The 18,597-nt window shown below is 63.5% G+C and carries 17 protein-coding genes and 1 pseudogene; 3 read left to right on the forward strand and 15 right to left on the reverse strand.

Annotation, left to right across the window (positions count from 1 at the left end; genetic code table 11):
• Window positions 1-127: 127 nt before the first annotated feature.
• The 5 genes and pseudogenes from LC298_RS08900 to LC298_RS08920 all read right to left on the reverse strand — a co-directional run bounded on the left by LC298_RS08900 (window position 128) and on the right by LC298_RS08920 (window position 6,698).
• Window positions 128-832 (reverse strand): DUF4167 domain-containing protein, encoded by a 705-nt coding sequence (locus LC298_RS08900; protein WP_131568956.1) that lies wholly within the window; start codon window positions 830-832, stop codon window positions 128-130.
• A gap of 285 nt (window positions 833-1,117) precedes the next feature.
• Window positions 1,118-1,990 carry a peptide chain release factor N(5)-glutamine methyltransferase gene (prmC, locus tag LC298_RS08905; RefSeq protein WP_223385606.1) on the reverse strand — a complete coding sequence of 291 codons (873 nt, stop codon included), beginning with the start codon at window positions 1,988-1,990 and terminating at the stop codon, window positions 1,118-1,120.
• The gene (gene prfA, locus LC298_RS08910) at window positions 1,987-3,060 is read right to left on the reverse strand and encodes a peptide chain release factor 1 (protein WP_131568958.1); all 1,074 of its coding nucleotides are present in this window, start codon (window positions 3,058-3,060) and stop codon (window positions 1,987-1,989) included. The genes prmC and prfA overlap by 4 nt, the downstream gene beginning before the upstream one ends.
• Before the next feature lie 144 nt (window positions 3,061-3,204).
• Window positions 3,205-5,302 (reverse strand): annotated as a pseudogene (gene ptsP / locus LC298_RS08915) (phosphoenolpyruvate--protein phosphotransferase); the annotation flags it as partial.
• Window positions 5,303-5,444: 142 nt separating this feature from the next.
• Complete coding sequence (locus tag LC298_RS08920; protein WP_131568960.1) at window positions 5,445-6,698, reverse strand: aspartate kinase; 1,254 nt, start codon at window positions 6,696-6,698, stop codon at window positions 5,445-5,447.
• Between the two features lie 162 nt (window positions 6,699-6,860).
• Between LC298_RS08920 and ubiG the strand changes: the two genes are divergently transcribed.
• On the forward strand, window positions 6,861-7,616 hold the full coding sequence (gene ubiG, locus LC298_RS08925; protein ID WP_131568962.1) for a bifunctional 2-polyprenyl-6-hydroxyphenol methylase/3-demethylubiquinol 3-O-methyltransferase UbiG: 756 nt from the start codon (window positions 6,861-6,863) through the stop codon (window positions 7,614-7,616).
• Here the strand turns inward: ubiG and LC298_RS08930 are convergent.
• The 4 genes from LC298_RS08930 to LC298_RS08945 all read right to left on the reverse strand — a co-directional run bounded on the left by LC298_RS08930 (window position 7,609) and on the right by LC298_RS08945 (window position 10,083).
• A complete protein-coding gene (locus LC298_RS08930; RefSeq protein WP_131568964.1) occupies window positions 7,609-8,037 on the reverse strand; it encodes a DUF1178 family protein in 429 nt (142 codons plus the stop codon). The two genes, ubiG and LC298_RS08930, sit on opposite strands and share 8 nt — an antisense overlap.
• Before the next feature lie 24 nt (window positions 8,038-8,061).
• Window positions 8,062-8,898, reverse strand: coding sequence for a carbon-nitrogen hydrolase family protein (locus LC298_RS08935; RefSeq protein WP_131568966.1), 837 nt, complete (start codon window positions 8,896-8,898; stop codon window positions 8,062-8,064).
• 8 nt (window positions 8,899-8,906) lie between these two features.
• A complete protein-coding gene (gene grxC / locus LC298_RS08940; protein WP_131568968.1) occupies window positions 8,907-9,164 on the reverse strand; it encodes a glutaredoxin 3 in 258 nt (85 codons plus the stop codon).
• Window positions 9,165-9,249: 85 nt separating this feature from the next.
• Window positions 9,250-10,083: a ComF family protein gene (locus tag LC298_RS08945; RefSeq protein WP_223385607.1), complete on the reverse strand. Its 834-nt coding sequence runs from the start codon at window positions 10,081-10,083 to the stop codon at window positions 9,250-9,252.
• Here LC298_RS08945 and LC298_RS08950 point away from each other — a divergent pair.
• On the forward strand, window positions 10,051-10,914 hold the full coding sequence (locus LC298_RS08950) for a class I SAM-dependent methyltransferase (protein ID WP_131568971.1): 864 nt from the start codon (window positions 10,051-10,053) through the stop codon (window positions 10,912-10,914). The genes LC298_RS08945 and LC298_RS08950 overlap by 33 nt on opposite strands.
• 21 nt (window positions 10,915-10,935) lie before the next feature.
• Here the strand turns inward: LC298_RS08950 and LC298_RS08955 are convergent, their stop codons facing one another.
• The 5 genes from LC298_RS08955 to LC298_RS08975 all read right to left on the reverse strand — a co-directional run bounded on the left by LC298_RS08955 (window position 10,936) and on the right by LC298_RS08975 (window position 14,911).
• Window positions 10,936-11,265, reverse strand: coding sequence for a hypothetical protein (locus LC298_RS08955; protein WP_131568973.1), 330 nt, complete (start codon window positions 11,263-11,265; stop codon window positions 10,936-10,938).
• A 211-nt stretch (window positions 11,266-11,476) separates the two neighbouring features.
• Complete coding sequence (locus LC298_RS08960) at window positions 11,477-11,893, reverse strand: (deoxy)nucleoside triphosphate pyrophosphohydrolase (protein ID WP_131568975.1); 417 nt, start codon at window positions 11,891-11,893, stop codon at window positions 11,477-11,479.
• On the reverse strand, window positions 11,886-12,677 hold the full coding sequence (locus tag LC298_RS08965; protein WP_223385608.1) for a GNAT family N-acetyltransferase: 792 nt from the start codon (window positions 12,675-12,677) through the stop codon (window positions 11,886-11,888). Before LC298_RS08965 ends, LC298_RS08960 begins: the two co-directional genes overlap by 8 nt.
• Window positions 12,658-13,902, reverse strand: coding sequence for a bifunctional glutamate N-acetyltransferase/amino-acid acetyltransferase ArgJ (argJ, locus tag LC298_RS08970; RefSeq protein ID WP_131568979.1), 1,245 nt, complete (start codon window positions 13,900-13,902; stop codon window positions 12,658-12,660). Before argJ ends, LC298_RS08965 begins: the two co-directional genes overlap by 20 nt.
• Before the next feature lie 16 nt (window positions 13,903-13,918).
• Window positions 13,919-14,911, reverse strand: a complete 993-nt coding sequence (locus LC298_RS08975; RefSeq protein ID WP_223385609.1) for a peptidylprolyl isomerase — start codon at window positions 14,909-14,911, stop codon at window positions 13,919-13,921.
• Window positions 14,912-15,049: 138 nt separating this feature from the next.
• Between LC298_RS08975 and secA the strand changes: the two genes are divergently transcribed.
• Window positions 15,050-17,917 (forward strand): preprotein translocase subunit SecA, encoded by a 2,868-nt coding sequence (gene secA, locus LC298_RS08980; RefSeq protein ID WP_131568981.1) that lies wholly within the window; start codon window positions 15,050-15,052, stop codon window positions 17,915-17,917.
• A gap of 120 nt (window positions 17,918-18,037) precedes the next feature.
• Here secA and LC298_RS08985 read toward each other — a convergent pair whose 3' ends face one another.
• Complete coding sequence (locus LC298_RS08985; protein ID WP_131568983.1) at window positions 18,038-18,502, reverse strand: aminoacyl-tRNA deacylase; 465 nt, start codon at window positions 18,500-18,502, stop codon at window positions 18,038-18,040.
• Between the last annotated feature and the right edge of the window lie 95 nt (window positions 18,503-18,597).

Raw genomic sequence — 18,597 nt, forward strand, 5'->3', positions numbered from 1 at the left:
CTCCACGGGATATGGTAACTGGAAAAGGAGAAAAAAAGGGGCTTCAAAACCCCTGCGGCCATGAAAAATCCGCACCGGTCACCCGGTGCGGACAAATTTCCGAACGTAAGAAGTAGCCTCGGAGACGTCAGACTTCCGCGGCAACCGGCTTGGTATCGGAGCCGCCGCTATCATCCGTCCTGCCGCCATCCGTCTTGGCATCGTCCGTCTTCACACCGTTCGTTCCGGCTCCGCCGGCATCCTCGCCGGAGCCGTCGCTGCGGGGCTTGCGAGGACGGCGGGTCGTCGCGCGGCGCGGTTTCTCGGACGCGCCCTGCTCCTCCTGCTCAAGCGATACCTCGACGGGCGTCTCGCCGATCACCGGCTGCGGCTCATCGGAGGCGTCGCGCCCGTTCTGCTGGCGGTCGTCGCTGGCGCCCGGCCGACGATCCCTGTCGCGGTCCCGGCCACTGTCATGGCCACGATCGCGGCGGCGCCCTGAGCCGCCGGATGCTTCCGGCTGATTGCCGCCGTCGCTGTCGTCACTGTCCCGATCTTCGGCCTGTTCGCGCTCCTCGCGTTGTGCCTGGGCTTGGGCCTGGGCTGCCAGAATGATGCGGTTGTAGTGCTCAGCGTGCTGCAGATAGTTCTCGGCCATCACGTTGTCGCCGGACGAAAGCGCGTCGCGCGCGAGCGTCGCATACTTGTCGGCGATGACCTGCGCGTTGCCCCGGATCTTAACGTCCGGGCCATTGCTCTCGTAGTTGCGCGAAAGCGGGTTCTGGTTGCGCCTATTGCCGCCCCCGCCGCTATTGCGGTTGCGCTGGCGGCGACCTTGCTGTTGTGGTCTCATCAGACTCTCATATTGTCGTTAACATGCTGTAGGGTGCATATTTCGCCCGATATTGCCGCGACGGGGTCTTCCCCGGTTCCTCGTCAGGGCAAACAAAAATATCTGTGCGTGCCTGGCAAACGGTATCGCACGATTAGCGGCGGAAGGCGGGGGTCCGCACGGGAATGATCTAGATTTCCGTTGGGTGCCGGACTGGCGGTATTTCTGCGCATTCCGCCCTTACACAGGTAGCGACCGATTCGCTTCTTCACAAGTCATTTTTTCGATTTGATGCGCAAGTTACAGCTATTTCACAAAAATCAGTGCCCGATCATGCCCCGAAAAGTCGCATTTCTCTCCTGACTTCCGCATTCCTGCCGCTTCGAACAGGGTCAACACGTCGCGCTTCTGGTCATGGCCAATCTCGACGGCGACGGCGCCATTGTCCGTGAGGTGCGCGGCGGCGCGCGCCGCAAGGACACCGTAGGCGTTCAGCCCGTCGCCGCCGCCGTCAAGCGCGGCAAGGGGATCATAATCGCGCACATCCGGGTCTAACGCGGCTATCTCGCCGCTGCGGATATAGGGCGGGTTGGAGACGATCAGATCGAATGTTCCGCTGATGTTCTCGAACCAGTTCGACACGACAGCCTCGAACCGGTCGCCGAGACCCAGCTGCGCCGCGTTCCGTTCCGCGATCGTCAGCGCGCCGCGCGAGATGTCGGAGCCGACCGCAACCGCGCCTTGAACGTTGGCGAGGAGCGCCAGCGCGATGGCCCCCGAACCCGTGCCGATGTCGAGAATGCGGCAGACAGCATTCCCGGCGACCGTGCTTTCGACCAGCGGCATTACCAGGTCGACGAGGGTCTCGGTATCGGGCCGGGGTACCAGCGTCTCTTTATTCAGCCCGAGCGGTAACCCGTAGAACTCGCGCTGACCGATGATGCGGTGCACGGGTTCGCGGCGCAATCGGCGCGCGACGCACACCTCGAAGCCCATGGCGGCCTTCGAACCGACCGGCAAGTCCGGCTCGCGCATGCGCGACAGGACAGTGATTCCGGCCGCGAACTCCAGAAGCAGGCTGGCGTCGAGATCCGGGGTCGGCAATCCGGCCTCGGCAAAGCGCATTCTCGCTGACCGGTGGAGCGCCTCGGCAGTTCCGGAATACGTTGCGGGGGTCACGCGGATTCCGCCGTCAGGAGCTTCGTCTGATAATCGGCGATCAGCGGGTCGATTACATCGTCCAGCTCGCCCTCGATCACACGGTCGAGCTTGTAGAGAGTGAGATTGATCCGGTGGTCGGTCAGGCGGCCCTGCGGGAAATTATAGGTCCGGATGCGTTCGGAACGATCGCCAGAGCCGACCTGGACGCGGCGTGCCTCGGCACGTTCGTCGGCAGCTTTCTGGCGCTCGGCGTCATACAGGCGCGCCCTCAGGATCTCCATCGCCCGCGCACGGTTTTGGTGCTGGGACTTCTCCGACTGCAGGACGACGATGCCGGAGGGGATGTGTGTGATCCGAACCGCCGAATCGGTGGTGTTGACGTGCTGGCCGCCGGCGCCGGACGACCGCATTGTATCGATGCGCAAATCCTGGTCGCGGATCTCGATGTCCACATCCTCAGCCTGCGGCAGGACAGCGACCGTGGCAGCGGAGGTGTGGATGCGCCCGCCGGCCTCGGTTTCGGGTACCCGCTGCACACGATGAACACCGGATTCGAATTTCAAGCGCGAGAAGACCCCCTTGCCGGACACCATCGCGATGATCTCCTTGAAGCCGCCGGCGTCGCCTTCCGATGCCGAAATGACGTCCATCTTCCAGCCGCGGCTCGCGGCATAGCGCTCATACATGCGGAAAAGATCGCCGGCGAAGAGGGCGGCTTCGAGGCCGCCGGTCCCGGCGCGGATTTCGAGAATGGCATTTCTGGCGTCGGCGGCGTCCCGTGGAAGAAGGAGGATCCGGATGTCCTTGCGCAGCGCCTCGAGCTTGTCGTCGGTCTGGTCGAGTTCCGCCTGCGCCAGCTCGCGCATTTCCCTTTCGGTGGCGGGGTCGTCGAGAAGCGCTCGCAGATCGCCCCTTTCCGCCATCGCCGACTGATATGCGCGGATCTTCGCGACAATGTCCTCGAGTTCCGAATATTCAGAAGCGAGACGAACATAGGTCTCGCTGTCCGGCCCCGACGCCATCTCGCTTTCGAGCAGGGCGAACCGCTTGACCAGCTGGTCCATCTTGTCGGTCGGAAGTTCAATCATGCGGGGCGCGGTTGCTGCTCGATCAGTTGTAGGGAATGGAGTGCTCGTCGGCGTAGGCGCGGACGATGGCTTGCATATCGGTGGGATCGCGATCGTTTTCAATCGCCGCAATCAGCACCTCGGAGAGCCCCTTGAGATCGGTCGCGACGAGCGCCGCCTTTACCGGCCCGATCGAAGCGGCGGACATCGAGAGATGACGGACGCCAAGCGCCGCAAGCGCGAGCGCGCTTAGCGGCTTGCCGGCAAGCTCGCCGCACAAGGTGAGCGGCGTGCGGTGTTTTTCTGCGTGATCCGCGACACTTTTGAGCGCCTTCAGGAAGGGCCGGCAGATCGGCTCGAAGCGATTCGCGATCTGCGAGTTACCGCGGTCTGTGGCGGTCAGGAACTGAAACAGGTCGTTCGACCCGATGGAGACAAAATCCACCGACCTCATCAGCGCGTCGAGATCGAACAGCAGTGCCGGCACCTCGAGCATCGCCCCGAGTTGCAGGCGCGTCGGCAACCCGTGACCAAACCGCGAAAGATGATGCACCTCCCGGTTGATGATGGTGCGCGCCTGCTGGATTTCGGCTACGTCGGTGACCATCGGCAGCATAACCCGCAGGACACGGTCGTTCGACGCCTTCAGAAGCGCGCGGATCTGGGTTCGGAAAAGCCCCGGGCGATCGAGCGAGAGGCGAATCGCCCGCCAACCGAGCGCCGGGTTCTCCTCGTGCGGCGTATTGCGGAAATAGGGGAGTACCTTGTCGCCGCCAATGTCGAGGGACCGGAAGGTCACGGGCTTCCTGCCGGCAGCTTCGAGAATGCTGCGATAAAGCGTTTCCTGTGCCTCGGCGCGCGGAAACGTCTCGGCGACCATGAACTGCAGTTCGGTGCGGAAGAGGCCAATCCCCTCCGCGCCGGATTCGTCGAGTTGCGGCAGGTCGACCAGAAGACCGGCATTCATCTGCAGGCTGAATTCCTGGCCGTCCTTTGAGACCGACGGCTTGTCGCGAAGAACACGGTATTCCTGCTGGCGCCGGGCGCGAAACTTGACCTTCTCGGCGAATGCCGCCTCCACGTCTGGCTGCGGCCGCAGATGCACGTCGCCGGCGAGCCCGTCGACGATCATCGGATCGCCGTTTTCGGAAAGCGCCACGATGCCCTTCGCCTGGCCAACCACGGGTATGCCCATGGCGCGAGCGACGATGACAACGTGGCTAGTCGCCGCGCCGTCCTCCAGCACAAGACCGCGCAGGTTCTTGCGCGGATAATCCAGCAGTTCGGCCGCGCCCATCGACCGGGCCACGAGGATCGTGTCGGACGGCAGTTTCGCCTCTCGCGTGGCAGCGTCCTCGCCCATAAGCTCGCGCAGAAGCCGGTTGGCCAAGTCGTCGAAATCGTTCATCCGCTCGCGCAAATAGGGATCGCTGACCGCGGTAAGGCGTGCGCGCATGTCGCTCTGCACCTTCTCGACGCTGGCTTCGGCGGTCAGCCCGTTGGCGATCGCTTCCTCCAGGCGGCGCACCCAGCCCTTGTCATGGGCGAACATGCGGTAACTTTCCAGGACGTCGCGGTGCTCGCCCTCAAAGGCCACCTCGCGGCGCGCGAGCATGTCGTCAATGGTCAGCCGCAGCGAGCCGAGGGCGGTGGCGAGGCGCTCGATCTCCGCGTCGCTGTCCTCGTTGAACAGGTTGGTCACGACGATGCGCGGTTCGTGCAGGACGACGTGGCCAAGGCCAATGCCGTCGGCAAGGGCACGGCCCTTGCTGGTCACCGGCCGTGACAGATCCAGCTCTATGCCCGCCGTCGAGAGCCGCTTCAGGTCGCCCGCAGCAATGATCTCGCCAAGCACCATGGCGACCGTCTCGAGGGCCTCCGTCTCGTCGTCGCCGTAAAGACGGTGCGCCTCGTTCTGGACGACCAGCACACCGAGCGTCCGGCCGGCGCGCAGGATCGGCACGCCGAGGAAGGAGTTGTAGATCTCCTCGCCGGTTTCCGGCAGATATTCGAAGGCGGGATGTTTCTGGGCCTCGGCAAGGTTGAGCGGCCGTGCCGATGACGCGATGGTGCCGACCAGACCCTGTCCGAGACGAAGGGCGGAGTGGTGGACCGCCGAGGGATTGAGACCGACGGTGGCGTAAAGTTCGAGCACGCCGTCGGCTCGCAGCACATAGGCGGAGCATACCTCGGCGACCATGTTCTGGGCGATCTGGCGCACGATCCGGTCGAGCCGCTCCTGCGGCTCCATCGGCTCCGCCATTATCTCGCGGAGGCGTTTCAGGAGGACTCTCGGTCCGGCATCCGCCTCACGTAACAAAGACTGCTCCCTTACTGGTTGAATACATGGCCGCGTTGCGGACCATACGTCCGCTGCCGCCATTTATATGGCATAGACTTGCTGCTCAGACTTTGTCGAGACCGTAGACGCTGTGCAAGGTGCGTACGGCGAGTTCCCAATAGGCGTCGTCGATCAGGATCGAGATCTTGATCTCCGATGTGGTAATCGCCCGGATATTGATGCCGCGGTCGGCGAGCGCGCGGAATGCCGTGGCGGCAACGCCGGCATGACTGCGCATGCCGATGCCGATGACCGAAACCTTCACCAGTCCGGCCTCGGATTGCACGGCCTCGTAGCCGACCTCCTCCTTGACCGTCTCCAGCGCTCCCAAGGCCTTGTCGATATCGGCATTCGGCACCGTGAAGGTCATATCGGTGTATTGGCCGTCCGCCGAGACGTTCTGGACGATCATGTCGACATTGATCCCGGCCTCGGCCAGCGGGCCGAAGATCGCCGCGGACACGCCAGGCCTGTCGCGGACCCGGCGGAGGGAAATCTGCGCCTCGTCGCGGGCATAGGCGATGCCGGTCACGTTCTGTTGTTCCACGATCTCATCCTCACTGCAAATCAGGGTCCCGGGCGGGTTGTCGAAATCATCCATGCCCGGCGCGTCCGGCGCCTGGAAACTGGACCGCACGAAGGTTCGCACATTGTGCACCATGGCGAGTTCAACCGAACGCACCTGGAGAACCTTCGCCCCAAGCGAGGCCATCTCCAGCATTTCCTCGAACGACACCCGGGAAAGCCGCCTGGCCTTGGGCTCGATGCGGGGATCGGTCGTGTAGACGCCGTCGACGTCGGTGTAGATGTCGCATCGGTCGGCCGCAATCGCGGCTGCGATGGCGACCGCGCTGGTGTCCGACCCGCCGCGGCCAAGAGTAGCGACGCGGTTGTCGGGGCCGATGCCCTGAAAACCGGCGATAACGGCAACCTGTCTGATCGCGAGGCGTTCAAGCAGGCGCTCTCCCTCGATCTCCTTGATCCGCGCCGCGCCGTGGGAACCATCCGTCTTGATCGGAATCTGCCAGCCTTGCCAGGACCGGGCGTCGACCCCCATCGATTGCAGGATGATCGCGAGCAGGCCGGAGGTCACCAGTTCGCCGCTTGCGACGATGGCGTCGTACTCGCGCGCGTCGTGCATCGGCGAAGCGGCGCGGGTCAGTTCCACAAGCTCGTTCGTGCGGCCGGCCATCGCCGAGACGACGACGGCGACCTCATGACCGGCGTCCGTCTCGCGCTTGACGTGCTGCGCTACATTTCGGATGCGGTCGATATCGGCGACGGACGTGCCGCCAAATTTCATCACGATGCGGGCCATTACGGGTAATCTTGCTCGGCGTTCGGTTTCGCCGGCCCGCCTCCGGCGTCCGACAAGTCGGTGCGGTCCATATCGAATTGCAATCGGGGCCGCAAGATTGCCGTCTTGACATCGCGGCGCGTCCGCCCGACTTCACAGGCGTCGGAAAAAGGAAACGAGCACATGGCCGCGGGCAGGACAACCATCGACGCCGACGAGATCGAACGCTTCTCCCGGCTTGCCGCCGAGTGGTGGGACCCGACCGGCAAGTTCAAGCCGCTGCACAAGTTCAATCCGGTCCGGCTCCGCTATATCCGCGAGACGCTGATCGAGCATTTCAGACTCGACGCCCATTCGCCGAAACCCCTCGCCGGGCTGCGCGTCCTCGATATCGGATGCGGCGGCGGCCTCCTTTGTGAACCGATGGCGCGGCTCGGCGCGGAGGTCGTGGGCGCGGACGCATCAGCGACGAATATCGAGGTGGCGAAGATTCACGCCGAACAGGCCGGCATTGCGGTGGACTACCGCGCCACGACCTCCGAGGACCTCGAGGCCGCGGGCGAGACCTTCGACGTGATCCTCAATATGGAGGTCGTCGAGCATGTCGCCGACGTCGACTTGTTCCTGAAATCATGTGCGGCGATGGTCAGGCCGGGCGGCCTGATGTTTGTCGCCACCATCAACCGGACGCTGAAGGCCTATGGGCTGGCTATCGTCGGCGCCGAATACCTGCTGCGGTGGCTGCCGCGCGGTACACATCAATACGAGAAGCTGGTGAAGCCGGACCAGATCGATGCGGGCCTGGCGGGCACAGGACTGACCACGGTCAAGCGCAGCGGCGTGGTCTACAACCCGCTCGCGGACGAGTGGAACCTCTCGCGAGACATGGACGTCAATTACATGGTTGTCGCCGCGCGCAGCAGCGGGAAGGTCAGTTGAGGTCCTCGGGCAGATCGGGAAGCGGCATGACATCGACGCCGTCGTCGAGCAGCCCAGACACCTCTTCCGCCGTCGCCTTGCCGTAAATTCCGCGCGCTTCCGTCTCGCCGAAGTGGATCTTGCGCGCCTCCTCGGCAAAGCGGCTGCCGACATTCTCGCCCTGTTCGCGCACGAGGCGGGCCAGATCGCGCATCTTCGCGATAATTTCGGGCTGGGCGGGGCTGGCGGTCACTACGTTCATCTGGTCGCGGTGCCGCGTCCCCGCGACATTCGGGGCCATCAGCGCCTTGGACACGCGCGAGGAGCCGCACGCCGGACATTCGAGAAAGCCGCGTTTGCTCTGCGTGTCGAAATCGGCGCTGTTCTTGAACCAGCCTTCGAATTCATGGCCGCCGTCACATACAAGCGAGAATTTGATCACGATCTAAACTCCTGCCGAATCGCCTTATTGTCCGGCCCTCAGATTAAACGGGCGTGAATTTTTCAAATTCGGTATCTTTGCGCGCGCCGATTCGACGTCGTCGAGGTCCAATTCGGCAAAGATCGCCCCGGGTTTGTCATCAGCCTTCTCGGCGACCACGCGCCCCCACGGATCGACAATCAGCGTGTGTCCATATGTTTCGCGGCCGTCCGCATGGCGGCCTCCCTGTGCCGCAGCGATCACGAAAGCACCGTTTTCGATAGCCCGGGCGCGTAGCAGGACATGCCAGTGGGCTTCGCCGGTCTGACGCGTGAACGCAGCAGGCGCCGTCAGGATCTGCGCCCCGGAAAGCGCCTGCTCGCGAAACAGGGCCGGGAAACGTACGTCGTAACAAATCGCAAGACCGAGCCGGGCAGATCCAGCCCGGATGACCCACGCCTTATCGCCGGCTTCATAAATCGCCGATTCCCGCCAGCGTTCACCGCTGTCGAGATCGACATCGAACATGTGGATCTTGTCGTAGCAGCCCTTTTTTTCGCCGTCTGGACCGAAGAGAAACGCGCGATTGGCGACCTTACCGTCGCCTCGGTCGATTGGGGTCGAGCCGACATGAAGCCAGATCCCGTGCCGCGCCGCGAGATCGGCGGCGGCTGCGACGATCGGGTCTTCGTCTTCCGGAAAGATTGCTTCGAGGAGCGCCGCCCCGTCCTTCTGGACGAGCCCGGTCATTTCCGGCGTCTGCACGTAGGAAGCGCCCTGCGCCGCCGCTGCTTCGACGGCAGCCGCGAAATCATCGCGGTTTGCGGCGAGGTCAATGCCCGACCGCATCTGGATCGCCGCGACTTTCAACGACCGGCCCATGGCGATGCTCAGGCCATCAGCAAGGCGTCGAGCTTCCCCGCACGCTCAAGCGCGTGAAGTTCGTCGGAGCCACCCACATGGGTTTCGCCGACAAATATCTGAGGGAAGGTCGAGACGCCCTTGGCGCGCTGGATCATCTCGCGCTTCAGGCCGGGGTCGAACGTCGCATCGTGCTCGACATAGGACACCCCCTTCTTGTCGAGCAGGCGCTTTGCCGCCGAGCAGAATCCGCACAACTGACGGGTGTATATGGTGACGTTTGGCATCGAGGCTCCTTTCGCGCGGGTATATATGGTCGGTCCCGGGTGCTGAAAAGGCCGAAAACTTCCATCTCGAATCGATGGCGAACGATTACCGCCGGGCGACGAAATGCGGCACGACCCGCGAGAAGGCGAGAATGTCGATGGAGGAGGCTCCGGCGCGCAGCAACGCCTTCGCCGCGGCATCGATGGTTGAGCCCGTCGTCAGAACGTCATCGACGACGAGCACCCGACGCCCGCGGACTGCGATCTCCTTTTCGGGCGGGACCCTGAAGGCGCCGCGGACGTTGCGGCGCCTTTCCGCCGCCGACAGCCCGACTTGCCGCCGGGTCGGCTTGACGCGCAGGAGCGCTTCAGGCGCGAAGTCGAGTCCCGCCTGCTGCGCAACCGCCCGGCCCAACTCCGCAGACTGATTGTAACGTCGCAGAAGATATCTTCGCCAGTGCAGGGGGACCGGAACAACGACGTCGCTCTCGGACATCATTGCGCCGGCGGCCCGAACCATCCAGCGGGCCATCCACGGGGCGAGTTCGCCCTGGTCGCCATATTTCAGGCGTTGCGCAAGCTGCCGGGCGACGCCCGTGTGCAGCACGGCCGCCCTGGCGCGTCGATAGGCGGGCGGGTTTGCGATCGCCGCCGCGCTCACCATGTTTCCGCCGAAGTCATGCTGAAAGGGCTCGCCGGTTATCGCGCAGAGCGGTTCGGCGACGAAATGCATGCCGTTCCAGCATTCCGCGCACAGCACGCCGCGCTCGCTCACGTGCCTTCGACATCCGAGACAAGTGTCCGGGAACAGCGCCAACGCGATCAGGCGGCTTGCCTTTTGGGTCAGGGTCTGCATGTGACTGGCCATCGCCGCGATTTTCAGGGCGACAGGCTCGCAGAAAGCGTCATGAGCGTCAAAGTCATTATCGACCGCACCCATGTCTCGTTCGCACGACGACGCGCGTCACGGCTCGGCGACCGGGGGGCGGCTTTTCTGCACGCGGCGATGGTCGACGATCTGCACCTGAGGCTATCGGCCGTCGACCGGGTGTTCCAGAACGCTCTGTTGATGGCGCCGGAGCATGCCCCCGAGATAACGCCGCCGCTGGACACGCACAAGGTCAAGAAGCTGAGCGCCGTACCCGCAGGGGAAGCGGCCGGGCCAGGTGCGGATGAGGTTCCGGTTCTGGAGGCGGAGAGCCACGATCTGGCAATCAGCCTCGCAACATTGCACGAAACCAACGATGTACCGGGGATGCTGGCGCAGATCCGACGCGCACTCAGACCCGACGGTCTGTTTCTGGCTTGCCTGCCGGGTGGCGACACCTTGCACGAATTGCGCGATAGCCTGCTTGCCGCCGAAGCCGAACTGACCGGTGCTGCCCACGCCCGCGTGTTGCCTTTTCTCGATGTGCGGGATGCGGGCGCATTGCTGCAGCGGGCCGGATTCGCGCTACCGGTCGCCGACCGCGAGACACTGACCGTCCGTTACGACACAATGTTCGATCTGATGCGCGATCTCCGCGCCATGGGCGCGACCAACAGCCTCGTGACACGCAAAAAGACCTTCACCCCCAGGCAGATTTTCCTACGGGCAGCCCGGCACTACCAGGAAAACCATGCCGATGCCGACGGGCGGATACGCGCGACGTTCACGCTCATATGGCTGTCCGGATGGGTGCCGCACGATTCGCAGCAGAAGCCACTGACGCCGGGCACCGCAACGGTGCGGCTCACGGACGTCCTGAAGGACCGGTCAGGCGGTACCTAGATTCGCCCCCCGGGGGGCCGTTCAGCAATCGCCGGACCGCGTGCCGTTCGAGTGAACGATGCACATGGCTCCCGGAGATGTCTGCAGAACACTGCGTCGAATAGTGTATTGCGTGGAGCCCTGGTGGATCGTGCCGGCCGAGCCGGTCGCCGTACGGTCGAGACCGCTATAAAAAGGACTGCCGGCCAACCGCGTCGTACCCCCACGGTCCAGAACCGGCGCCACGAACAGTGCGATTGCTATCGCCAGTGAACCGAAAAGCAGGGTGATACGCAACACGCCGAGGCCCGCTTCCCCGATTGCGGAGCTCCTTGGCGGCCGGATATCGGCCCAGTCCCGTTCGTCGTGCATGAATGTTTCCCCTCGAACCGGAACCAACTCGGATTCGCACCGCGTGTAAACAAGGCGATCTTCATAAAACATCGCACGCTGTAATAAATGATTGATTAACGACGTTTTTTAAGTGCGGACAGGGATTGACGCCTGGCCTTGCCGTAAGCCGCGCAAAACAGTCAGGAGCGGGAAAAGGAAGTTCGGTCGTTCCAGTTAGGGATGAACGGCTCTAGAGCAGGTCCTGCAGAATCGGGACGAGCGGAATATCGGCTGGCGGCATGGGAAAGTCGCGCAGGGAGCGGGCCTTCACCCATTTGAGCCGCTGTCCCTCGCGGGCGACGGGAATGCCCGTGTATTTTCGGCAGACGTAAAGGGGCATCAGCAAATGGAAGCTCTCGTAAGCATGGCTTGCGAACGTCAGGGGAGACAGGCAGGCAATCTCGGTTCTGATTCCCAGTTCTTCGCGCAATTCGCGCACGAGCGCATGCTCCGGCGTTTCGCCGTGCTCCATCTTTCCGCCGGGAAATTCCCACAGGCCCGCCATCGCCTTGCCGTCGGGTCGCTGCGCGAGAAGAATACGGTTGTCCGCGTCGAGCAGGGCGCAGGCCGCGACGAGAACGATCGGGAGACCGGTCGAATTAGTCATGATCGGGGCGTTCGCCCTTCTGACGGTAGGCGTAGGTATAGACGGTCTCGAAACCAAGCCGGGAATAAAGGCCGACTGCGGGCTTGTTCGAGGACGTGACCTGAAGCCACGCGCGCTGTGCACCCTGCGATGCCGCCCACCGCAAGGAGGCGCGAACGATGGATCGCGCGTATCCCTTGCCTTGCTGGTCTGGGCGCACGGCGACATCCAGAAGCCCCGCAAGGTCATTGTCGTGGACGCACAGAGCCGAGGCCACGGGGCCGTCCTTGTCCTCGATAACGAACATTCCGCTTGGCGGGCGGATCGATTCCATGACCTCCGACAATCCGGCCTTGCGCTCCGTCCCCTCGCCCCGGATTCTTAGGGAAGCGTCGACGTATCGCCCGATATCCCTTAGCGGGATCTGGTCGATGCCGCTGTCGAGATCGATATCCTGCAATTGCGCAACCATCACCTTGGTCTCGTCGAAGCGGCGCCAGCCATGAGCGTCGAAATGCGCACTCAGCTGCAACGGTGCGAGCGGCGAGAGCCGGAACACCAGCGGCCGTCCATATGCCCCGAAGCGCTTCGCGGCGCGGTCGATCCGGCTGCCGATGTCACGGTGGTCCGCGGGGTCGAGCGGATTGACCGAGTTGAGGCGCTTCGACGGGTGCCCGGCGGTCAGCCTGACAGCCCAGCTTCCATCATAGTGGACCGATGCGGCAGGCCAGGCGCGGAACCCGACAGCTTCCAATCGCCTCACAAGCGCAAGCCCGGCCACGTCCTCAACTCCTGTAGTCGCCATTGATCGCGACATACTCCTTTGTGAGATCGCACGTCCAGGCGGTGAAACGACCTTCGCCGAGGCCGATATCGACGCCAATGACGATCTCGTCGCGTTTCATGTAGGCACTCGTTTCCGCCTCCGAATAACCTTCCGAGCGCTCGCCTTCCGATGCGACCAAGATGTCGCCGAACCGGATCGCAAGGAGGTCGCGATCAGCCGGTTCGCCGGCCTTGCCGACGGCCATCACAACGCGGCCCCAATTTGCATCCTCCCCGGCAACAGCCGTCTTGACCAGCGGGGAATTGGCGATCGACATCGCGATCCTGCGCGCCGAGGCGTCGCTCACTGCCCCGGTGACCTCGACGCGAACGAGCTTTCTTGCGCCTTCGCCGTCCCGGGCGATCATGATCGCGAGGTCGCGCAGGCACTCGGCGAAGACCGCCGAAAACGCTTCGAGCCGGGGGTCGTCCGGGCTGTCGATCGGCGGTGCGCCGCGCGCGCGCGCCGTGCCGGTCGCAAAGGCCAGCAGCGTATCGGACGTGGAGGTGTCGCTGTCTACGGTCACCGCGTTGAAGGTTTCCCCCACATGCATCGAAAGCAGTGCCTGCAGCACCTCGGCGGAAAGGGGTGCATCGGTGGCGACGTAGGCCAGCATCGTGGCCATGTCGGGCGCGATCATGCCGGCACCCTTAGCGATGCCGTTGATCGTGACAGTGGCATCGCCGAGCGCAACCGACTTGGTGAACATCTTCGGAAAGGTGTCCGTCGTCATGATGGCGTGCGCGGCGTCGTTCCAGCGATCGCCGGCCGCGGATTCGACCATGCCGGAAAGATGCCGCTCGAAATGGGAGGGGTCCAGCGGCTCGCCGATGACGCCCGTGGATGACAGGAAGACCTCGGACTGCGCGCAGCCCAGGGCATCAGCGGCGGACCTGGTCGCGACGGAAGTGGTGTGGCGGCCCTTCTTGCCGGTGAAGGCATTGGCGTTGCCGGCGTTCACCACCAGAATCCGCGCGCGGCCGCCGGGCAGGTTCTCGCGGCAAAGCTCGACCGGCGCCGACGGACATTTCGATGTGGTCAGGACGCCAGCGACGGTGGTTCCCGCGGCAAACATCACCGCCAGAAGGTCGGTCCGGTCCCGGTACTTGATGCCGGCCTTCGCCGTGGCGATGCGCACGCCGTCAAGGGCGGGCATGGCCGGGAAGGACTTCGGCGCGAGCGGAGAGATGGTTGCGGGTGTCATTGCCAACACGGTCCTGCTATTCGGCGGACGTTTCCCGGCTCTTCATCGCCGCATCCAGGTCGGGATCCCGTATTTCGAGATCGGCTTCGGCGCGCATCGCGCTCAACAGCTCGAAATAGCGTTCCCGCAGGAGCACCGAGCGGATCTGCGGCTCGACCTCCGCGTAGGAGGGGGGCTGGACCTGACGCTTGTCCTCGACCTTGATCACATGCCAGCCGAAGTCGGTTTTGACCGGCTCCTTCGTATACGCCCCGGCATCCAGCGCGAAGGCGGCTTCCTCGAATTCCGGGACCATGCGGCCCTTGGTGAAATACCCGAGATCGCCGCCGGCGGGTCCCGACGGCCCGGTCGATTTTTCTTTCGCGAGCGCCTCGAAATCGGCTCCCCCGTCCAGTTCGGCGATCAGGGCCTTCGCCTCTTCCTCGGTTTCGACGAGGATATGCCGCGCCCGAACCTCATTCTCGGGCGGAGTGGCGGCAACTTCGCGGTCGTAGCGCGCCCGCACATCGGCGTCGGTGACCTTGTCGACGACTTCCTGCTTGAAATAGGCGTTGTGCAGGGCCCGCTGACGGAGAAACTCCAGGCGGTCGAGAAATTCCTCGTCCTCACCCAACCCTTCGGCGGCCGCCTTGTCAGCAAGCATGCGAATGTCGACCAGTGCGGTCAGGGCGGCTGCGCGCCGCCCTTCCTCCGGGACCTGGCCGAGTTGATCCTGGAGATCGGACAATGTCATTTCCAGGTCGCGCTCGGTAATGTCTTCGCCGTTCAGGGTTGCGACAACCTTCGATCCATCCGTCTGCTGGGCACGGGCGTCGTGCGGCGCCGACAACGCCGCAAGCGCGGCCAGCGCAAAAGCCGCCGTAATGCCACGCGCGATTGACGCGGTCGCAGAATTCAAAAGGGAAAATAGCATCAAGAACTCGCTTTTATCCTGAGAGGGGGTGCACGAAGTCGTGACCGGAAAACCCTGGAAAACGCCGAACAGCGGCGTTCCCGGCGACGTTGACATCACTATTTCGCCCTCTTATCTGTCCTTTGCTATCGCGTCCACCTTCAACCTGGGCGGTTGGCTCACGAGAGATCGACACCCACAAGAATCGATGGTCGCCTGACAGAGCGCGGCCGGTCCACGGAGAGGACCATTTTCATGGTCAATTTTGGCGGCGTAGCCCGCAAGTTTTTCGGTTCATCCAATGATCGCCGCTTGAAGGCGCTTCAGCCCCAGGTGAATGCGATCAATGCGCTCGAAGGCGAGATGCAGGCGCTCAGCGACGATGCGCTCCGCGGCAAGACCGAGGAGTTCAAGGCGCAGGTAAAGGACGGCAAATCTCTCGACGACCTGCTGGTCCCAGCCTTCGCGGTCGCGCGCGAAGCCTCCAGGCGGGCGCTTGGTTTGCGTCCGTTCGACGTGCAGCTGATCGGCGGCATGGTTCTCCACGAGGGGTCGATCTCGGAGATGCGCACAGGCGAGGGCAAGACCCTCGTGGCCACGCTTCCCGTCTATCTCAATGCCTTGGCGGGCCGTGGCGTACATGTTGTCACGGTCAACGACTACCTGGCCCAGCGCGACGCCGAGTGGATGGGAAAGCTCTACAATTTCCTCGGCCTGACGGTTGGCGTGATCGTGCACGGGCTGGACGACACGCAGCGCAAGCAGGCCTACGCATGCGACGTGACCTACGCGACGAACAACGAGCTCGGTTTCGATTATCTGCGCGACAACATGAAATATGAGCGCGCCCAGATGGTGCAGCGCGAACACGCCTACGCGATCGTCGACGAGGTCGACTCAATCCTGATCGACGAAGCGCGCACCCCGCTGATCATTTCCGGCCCGCTCGACGACAAGTCCGACCTCTACATTGCGATCGACAAGTTCATCCCGCAGCTGACGCCGGATGACTACGAGATCGACGAAAAGCAGCGCTCGGCGACCTTCACCGAGGAGGGCACCGAGAAGCTCGAGCAGATGCTGAGTGAAGCCGGGCACCTGAAGGAGGGCGGCCTCTACGATATCGAGAACGTGGCAATCGTTCACCACGTGAACAATGCCCTCAAGGCGCACACGCTGTTTCAGCGCGACAAGGATTATATCGTCAAGGGCCGCGACATCGTGATCATTGACGAGTTCACGGGCCGGCAGATGCCGGGCCGCCGTTTCTCCGAAGGCCTTCACCAGGCGCTCGAAGCCAAGGAGAATGTCGACATCCAGCCCGAGAACCAGACGCTGGCGTCGGTCACGTTCCAGAACTATTTCCGCATGTACGACAAGCTTGCCGGCATGACCGGCACGGCCTCGACCGAGGCGGAAGAATTCGGCAACATCTACGGGCTCGATGTCGTCGAGGTTCCGACCAACCTGCCGGTGAAGCGCGTCGACGAGGACGACGAGGTCTATCGGACGGTCGAAGAGAAATACATCGCCGTGGTTCTCGACATCATTGCCAGCCAGCAACGAGGCCAGCCGGTGCTTGTCGGCACGACTTCGATCGAGAAATCGGAGTTGCTGTCGTCGATTCTCGGCGACAAGAAGCGGCTGAAGTCGATTCGCGACAGCGTGCAGGCGCGGCTCGACGGCCTCAAGGCCGGCAAGGAGCCGGAACTGCGCGAGTACCTCGAAACCTCGCTCAAGGATCTCGATGGAGCGCTGAAGAACGGCGGCGTCACGCATGAGGTCCTGAACGCCCGCCAGCATGAACGCGAAGCCTTCATCGTCGCACAGGCGGGGGTTCCGGGCGCGGTGACGATCGCCACCAACATGGCCGGCCGCGGAACCGATATCAAACTCGGGGGCAATGCCGAGATGCGCGTCGCGCAGGAACTCGGCGATCTGCCCGAGGGAGAGGAGCGCACGCGGCGGATCGCGGAGATCGAGGAAGACGTCGAACGGCTGCGGCAAAAGGCGGTCGCTGCCGGAGGGCTCTACGTGCTCGCCACTGAGCGCCACGAAAGCCGCCGCATTGACAACCAGTTGCGCGGTCGTTCCGGCCGTCAGGGCGATCCGGGGCGCTCCAAGTTCTTCCTGTCGCTGCAGGACGATCTGATGCGCATTTTCGGATCGGACCGGATGGACGGGATGTTGCAGAAGCTCGGCCTGAAGGAAGGCGAGGCGATCATCCATCCCTGGATCAACAAGGCGCTGGAAAAGGCGCAGAAGAAGGTCGAAGCGCGCAATTTCGACATCCGCAAGAACCTGCTGAAGTTCGACGACGTCATGAACGACCAGCGCAAGGTGGTGTTCGAGCAGCGCAAGGAATTGATGGACGGCATGGGCCTGACCGACACCATCGCCGAGATGCGCCACGAAGTGATCGAGGGGATCGTTCACCGGCACATTCCGGAGAAGGCGTACGCTGAGCAATGGGACATCGCCGGACTCAAGGAAGAGACCACGAACCTGCTGAACATCGATGTACCGGTGGACGCCTGGGCAGCCGAAGAAGGCATCGCCGAAGACGACATCATCGAAAGGCTGACCGAGGCCGCCGACAAGGCCGCCGCCGAGCGGGCGGAACGTTTCGGGCCCGAGATTTCGGCCTATGTCGAGAAGTCGATCGTCCTTCAGACGCTCGATTCTCTCTGGCGCGAGCATCTGGTCAATCTCGACCACCTGCGCTCGGTCATCGGGTTCCGGGGCTATGCGCAGCGCGATCCGCTGCAGGAATACAAGTCCGAGAGTTTCGAACTGTTCCAGTCGATGCTGGCGAACCTCCGTCAGGCGGTGACGGCACAGTTGATGCGCGTGGAAATCGTCCGCGAGCAGTCCGAGGCGCCGCAGCCGACGCTGCCCGAAATGGAGGCGCGCCACATCGATCCGGTCACCGGAGAGGACGAATTCGACGTGGCCGAAGCGCAATACGGCGCGGCGCTCGTCACCGGGCAGGTTTCCTCCGAGGACCGCGATCCCAACGATCCGGCGACATGGGGCAAGGTCGGGCGCAACGAGGCGTGCCCGTGCGGCTCAGGCAAGAAATACAAGCATTGCCACGGGGCCTTCGTCTCGACCGTCGCCTAAAGCCATTCACCTTGAACGGATCTCTGGTCCGGCGAGGAGAATACCGCACCGCGTCGCACCACTCTTCTTGGTGGTTCCCGGGAGACCGGTGTCGGACGAGTCCAGTTCGAATGAACGGTTCTAATGGCTGATGTGCCCGTGCGGCACGCCGTACATCAGCCGCCCGAATTCGTCGCCGGGCAGATGCACCAGGCTCGTGTGGTCGCCGCCCTCGAAATAGATGTCGCTGCGTCCTTCCAGTTCTTCGTCGACCATGCATGTGACCCGGTACGGCACTCCGAGGGCCGGCACGGCGCCGGTGTCGCAGTCGGGGAACAGCATGCTTGCCTCCGCCTCCGATGCCAGTTCGACGTTTTCACCGATGATCGCGCGAACCTTCGCCATGTCGATCTGGCGCGATGCCGGCACAACGGCGAGGATGTAGCCGTCGTCCCATTTCAGCACCACGCCCTTTGCCATGCAGCCACCGGGAATGTGGCTCGCCTCTGCCGTGCGAGACGCGGAGTGCGTGCGCGGATGTTTCATCACCTCGAACGGGATGTGGTTGTCGTCGAGATACTCGTGCAATGTCAGTGCTATGCCCATGGCGGTCGTCCTCTCTGGCGGCCCGCCATGCGTCACGGCGGCCGGATCAGCAGGTGTCGGCCCGAGTTCTTACATGCTTCCGGCCGTTACACCCG

It is taken from the genome of Oricola cellulosilytica, from assembly GCF_019966575.1.
GTDB classification, from domain to species: Bacteria; Pseudomonadota; Alphaproteobacteria; order Rhizobiales; family Rhizobiaceae; genus Oricola; species Oricola cellulosilytica.

Excerpts from the sequence above, each read along its gene's own strand:
- LC298_RS08900 (WP_131568956.1), bottom strand. The coding sequence starts at position 832 with ATGAGACCACAACAGCAAGGTCGCCGCCAGCGCAACCGCAATAGCGGC.
- LC298_RS08920 (WP_131568960.1), bottom strand. The coding sequence starts at position 6,698 with ATGGCCCGCATCGTGATGAAATTTGGCGGCACGTCCGTCGCCGATATC.
- LC298_RS08945 (WP_223385607.1), bottom strand. The coding sequence starts at position 10,083 with ATGGGTGCGGTCGATAATGACTTTGACGCTCATGACGCTTTCTGCGAG.
- LC298_RS08935 (WP_131568966.1), bottom strand. The coding sequence starts at position 8,898 with ATGGGCCGGTCGTTGAAAGTCGCGGCGATCCAGATGCGGTCGGGCATT.
- LC298_RS08955 (WP_131568973.1), bottom strand. The coding sequence starts at position 11,265 with ATGCACGACGAACGGGACTGGGCCGATATCCGGCCGCCAAGGAGCTCC.
- LC298_RS08985 (WP_131568983.1), bottom strand. The coding sequence starts at position 18,502 with ATGGGCATAGCACTGACATTGCACGAGTATCTCGACGACAACCACATC.
- prfA (WP_131568958.1), bottom strand. The coding sequence starts at position 3,060 with ATGATTGAACTTCCGACCGACAAGATGGACCAGCTGGTCAAGCGGTTC.
- argJ (WP_131568979.1), bottom strand. The coding sequence starts at position 13,902 with ATGACACCCGCAACCATCTCTCCGCTCGCGCCGAAGTCCTTCCCGGCC.
- LC298_RS08950 (WP_131568971.1), top strand. The coding sequence starts at position 10,051 with ATGAGCGTCAAAGTCATTATCGACCGCACCCATGTCTCGTTCGCACGA.
- LC298_RS08975 (WP_223385609.1), bottom strand. The coding sequence starts at position 14,911 with ATGTCAACGTCGCCGGGAACGCCGCTGTTCGGCGTTTTCCAGGGTTTT.
- grxC (WP_131568968.1), bottom strand. The coding sequence starts at position 9,164 with ATGCCAAACGTCACCATATACACCCGTCAGTTGTGCGGATTCTGCTCG.
- secA (WP_131568981.1), top strand. The coding sequence starts at position 15,050 with ATGGTCAATTTTGGCGGCGTAGCCCGCAAGTTTTTCGGTTCATCCAAT.
- ubiG (WP_131568962.1), top strand. The coding sequence starts at position 6,861 with ATGGCCGCGGGCAGGACAACCATCGACGCCGACGAGATCGAACGCTTC.
- LC298_RS08965 (WP_223385608.1), bottom strand. The coding sequence starts at position 12,677 with ATGGCGACTACAGGAGTTGAGGACGTGGCCGGGCTTGCGCTTGTGAGG.
- LC298_RS08960 (WP_131568975.1), bottom strand. The coding sequence starts at position 11,893 with ATGACTAATTCGACCGGTCTCCCGATCGTTCTCGTCGCGGCCTGCGCC.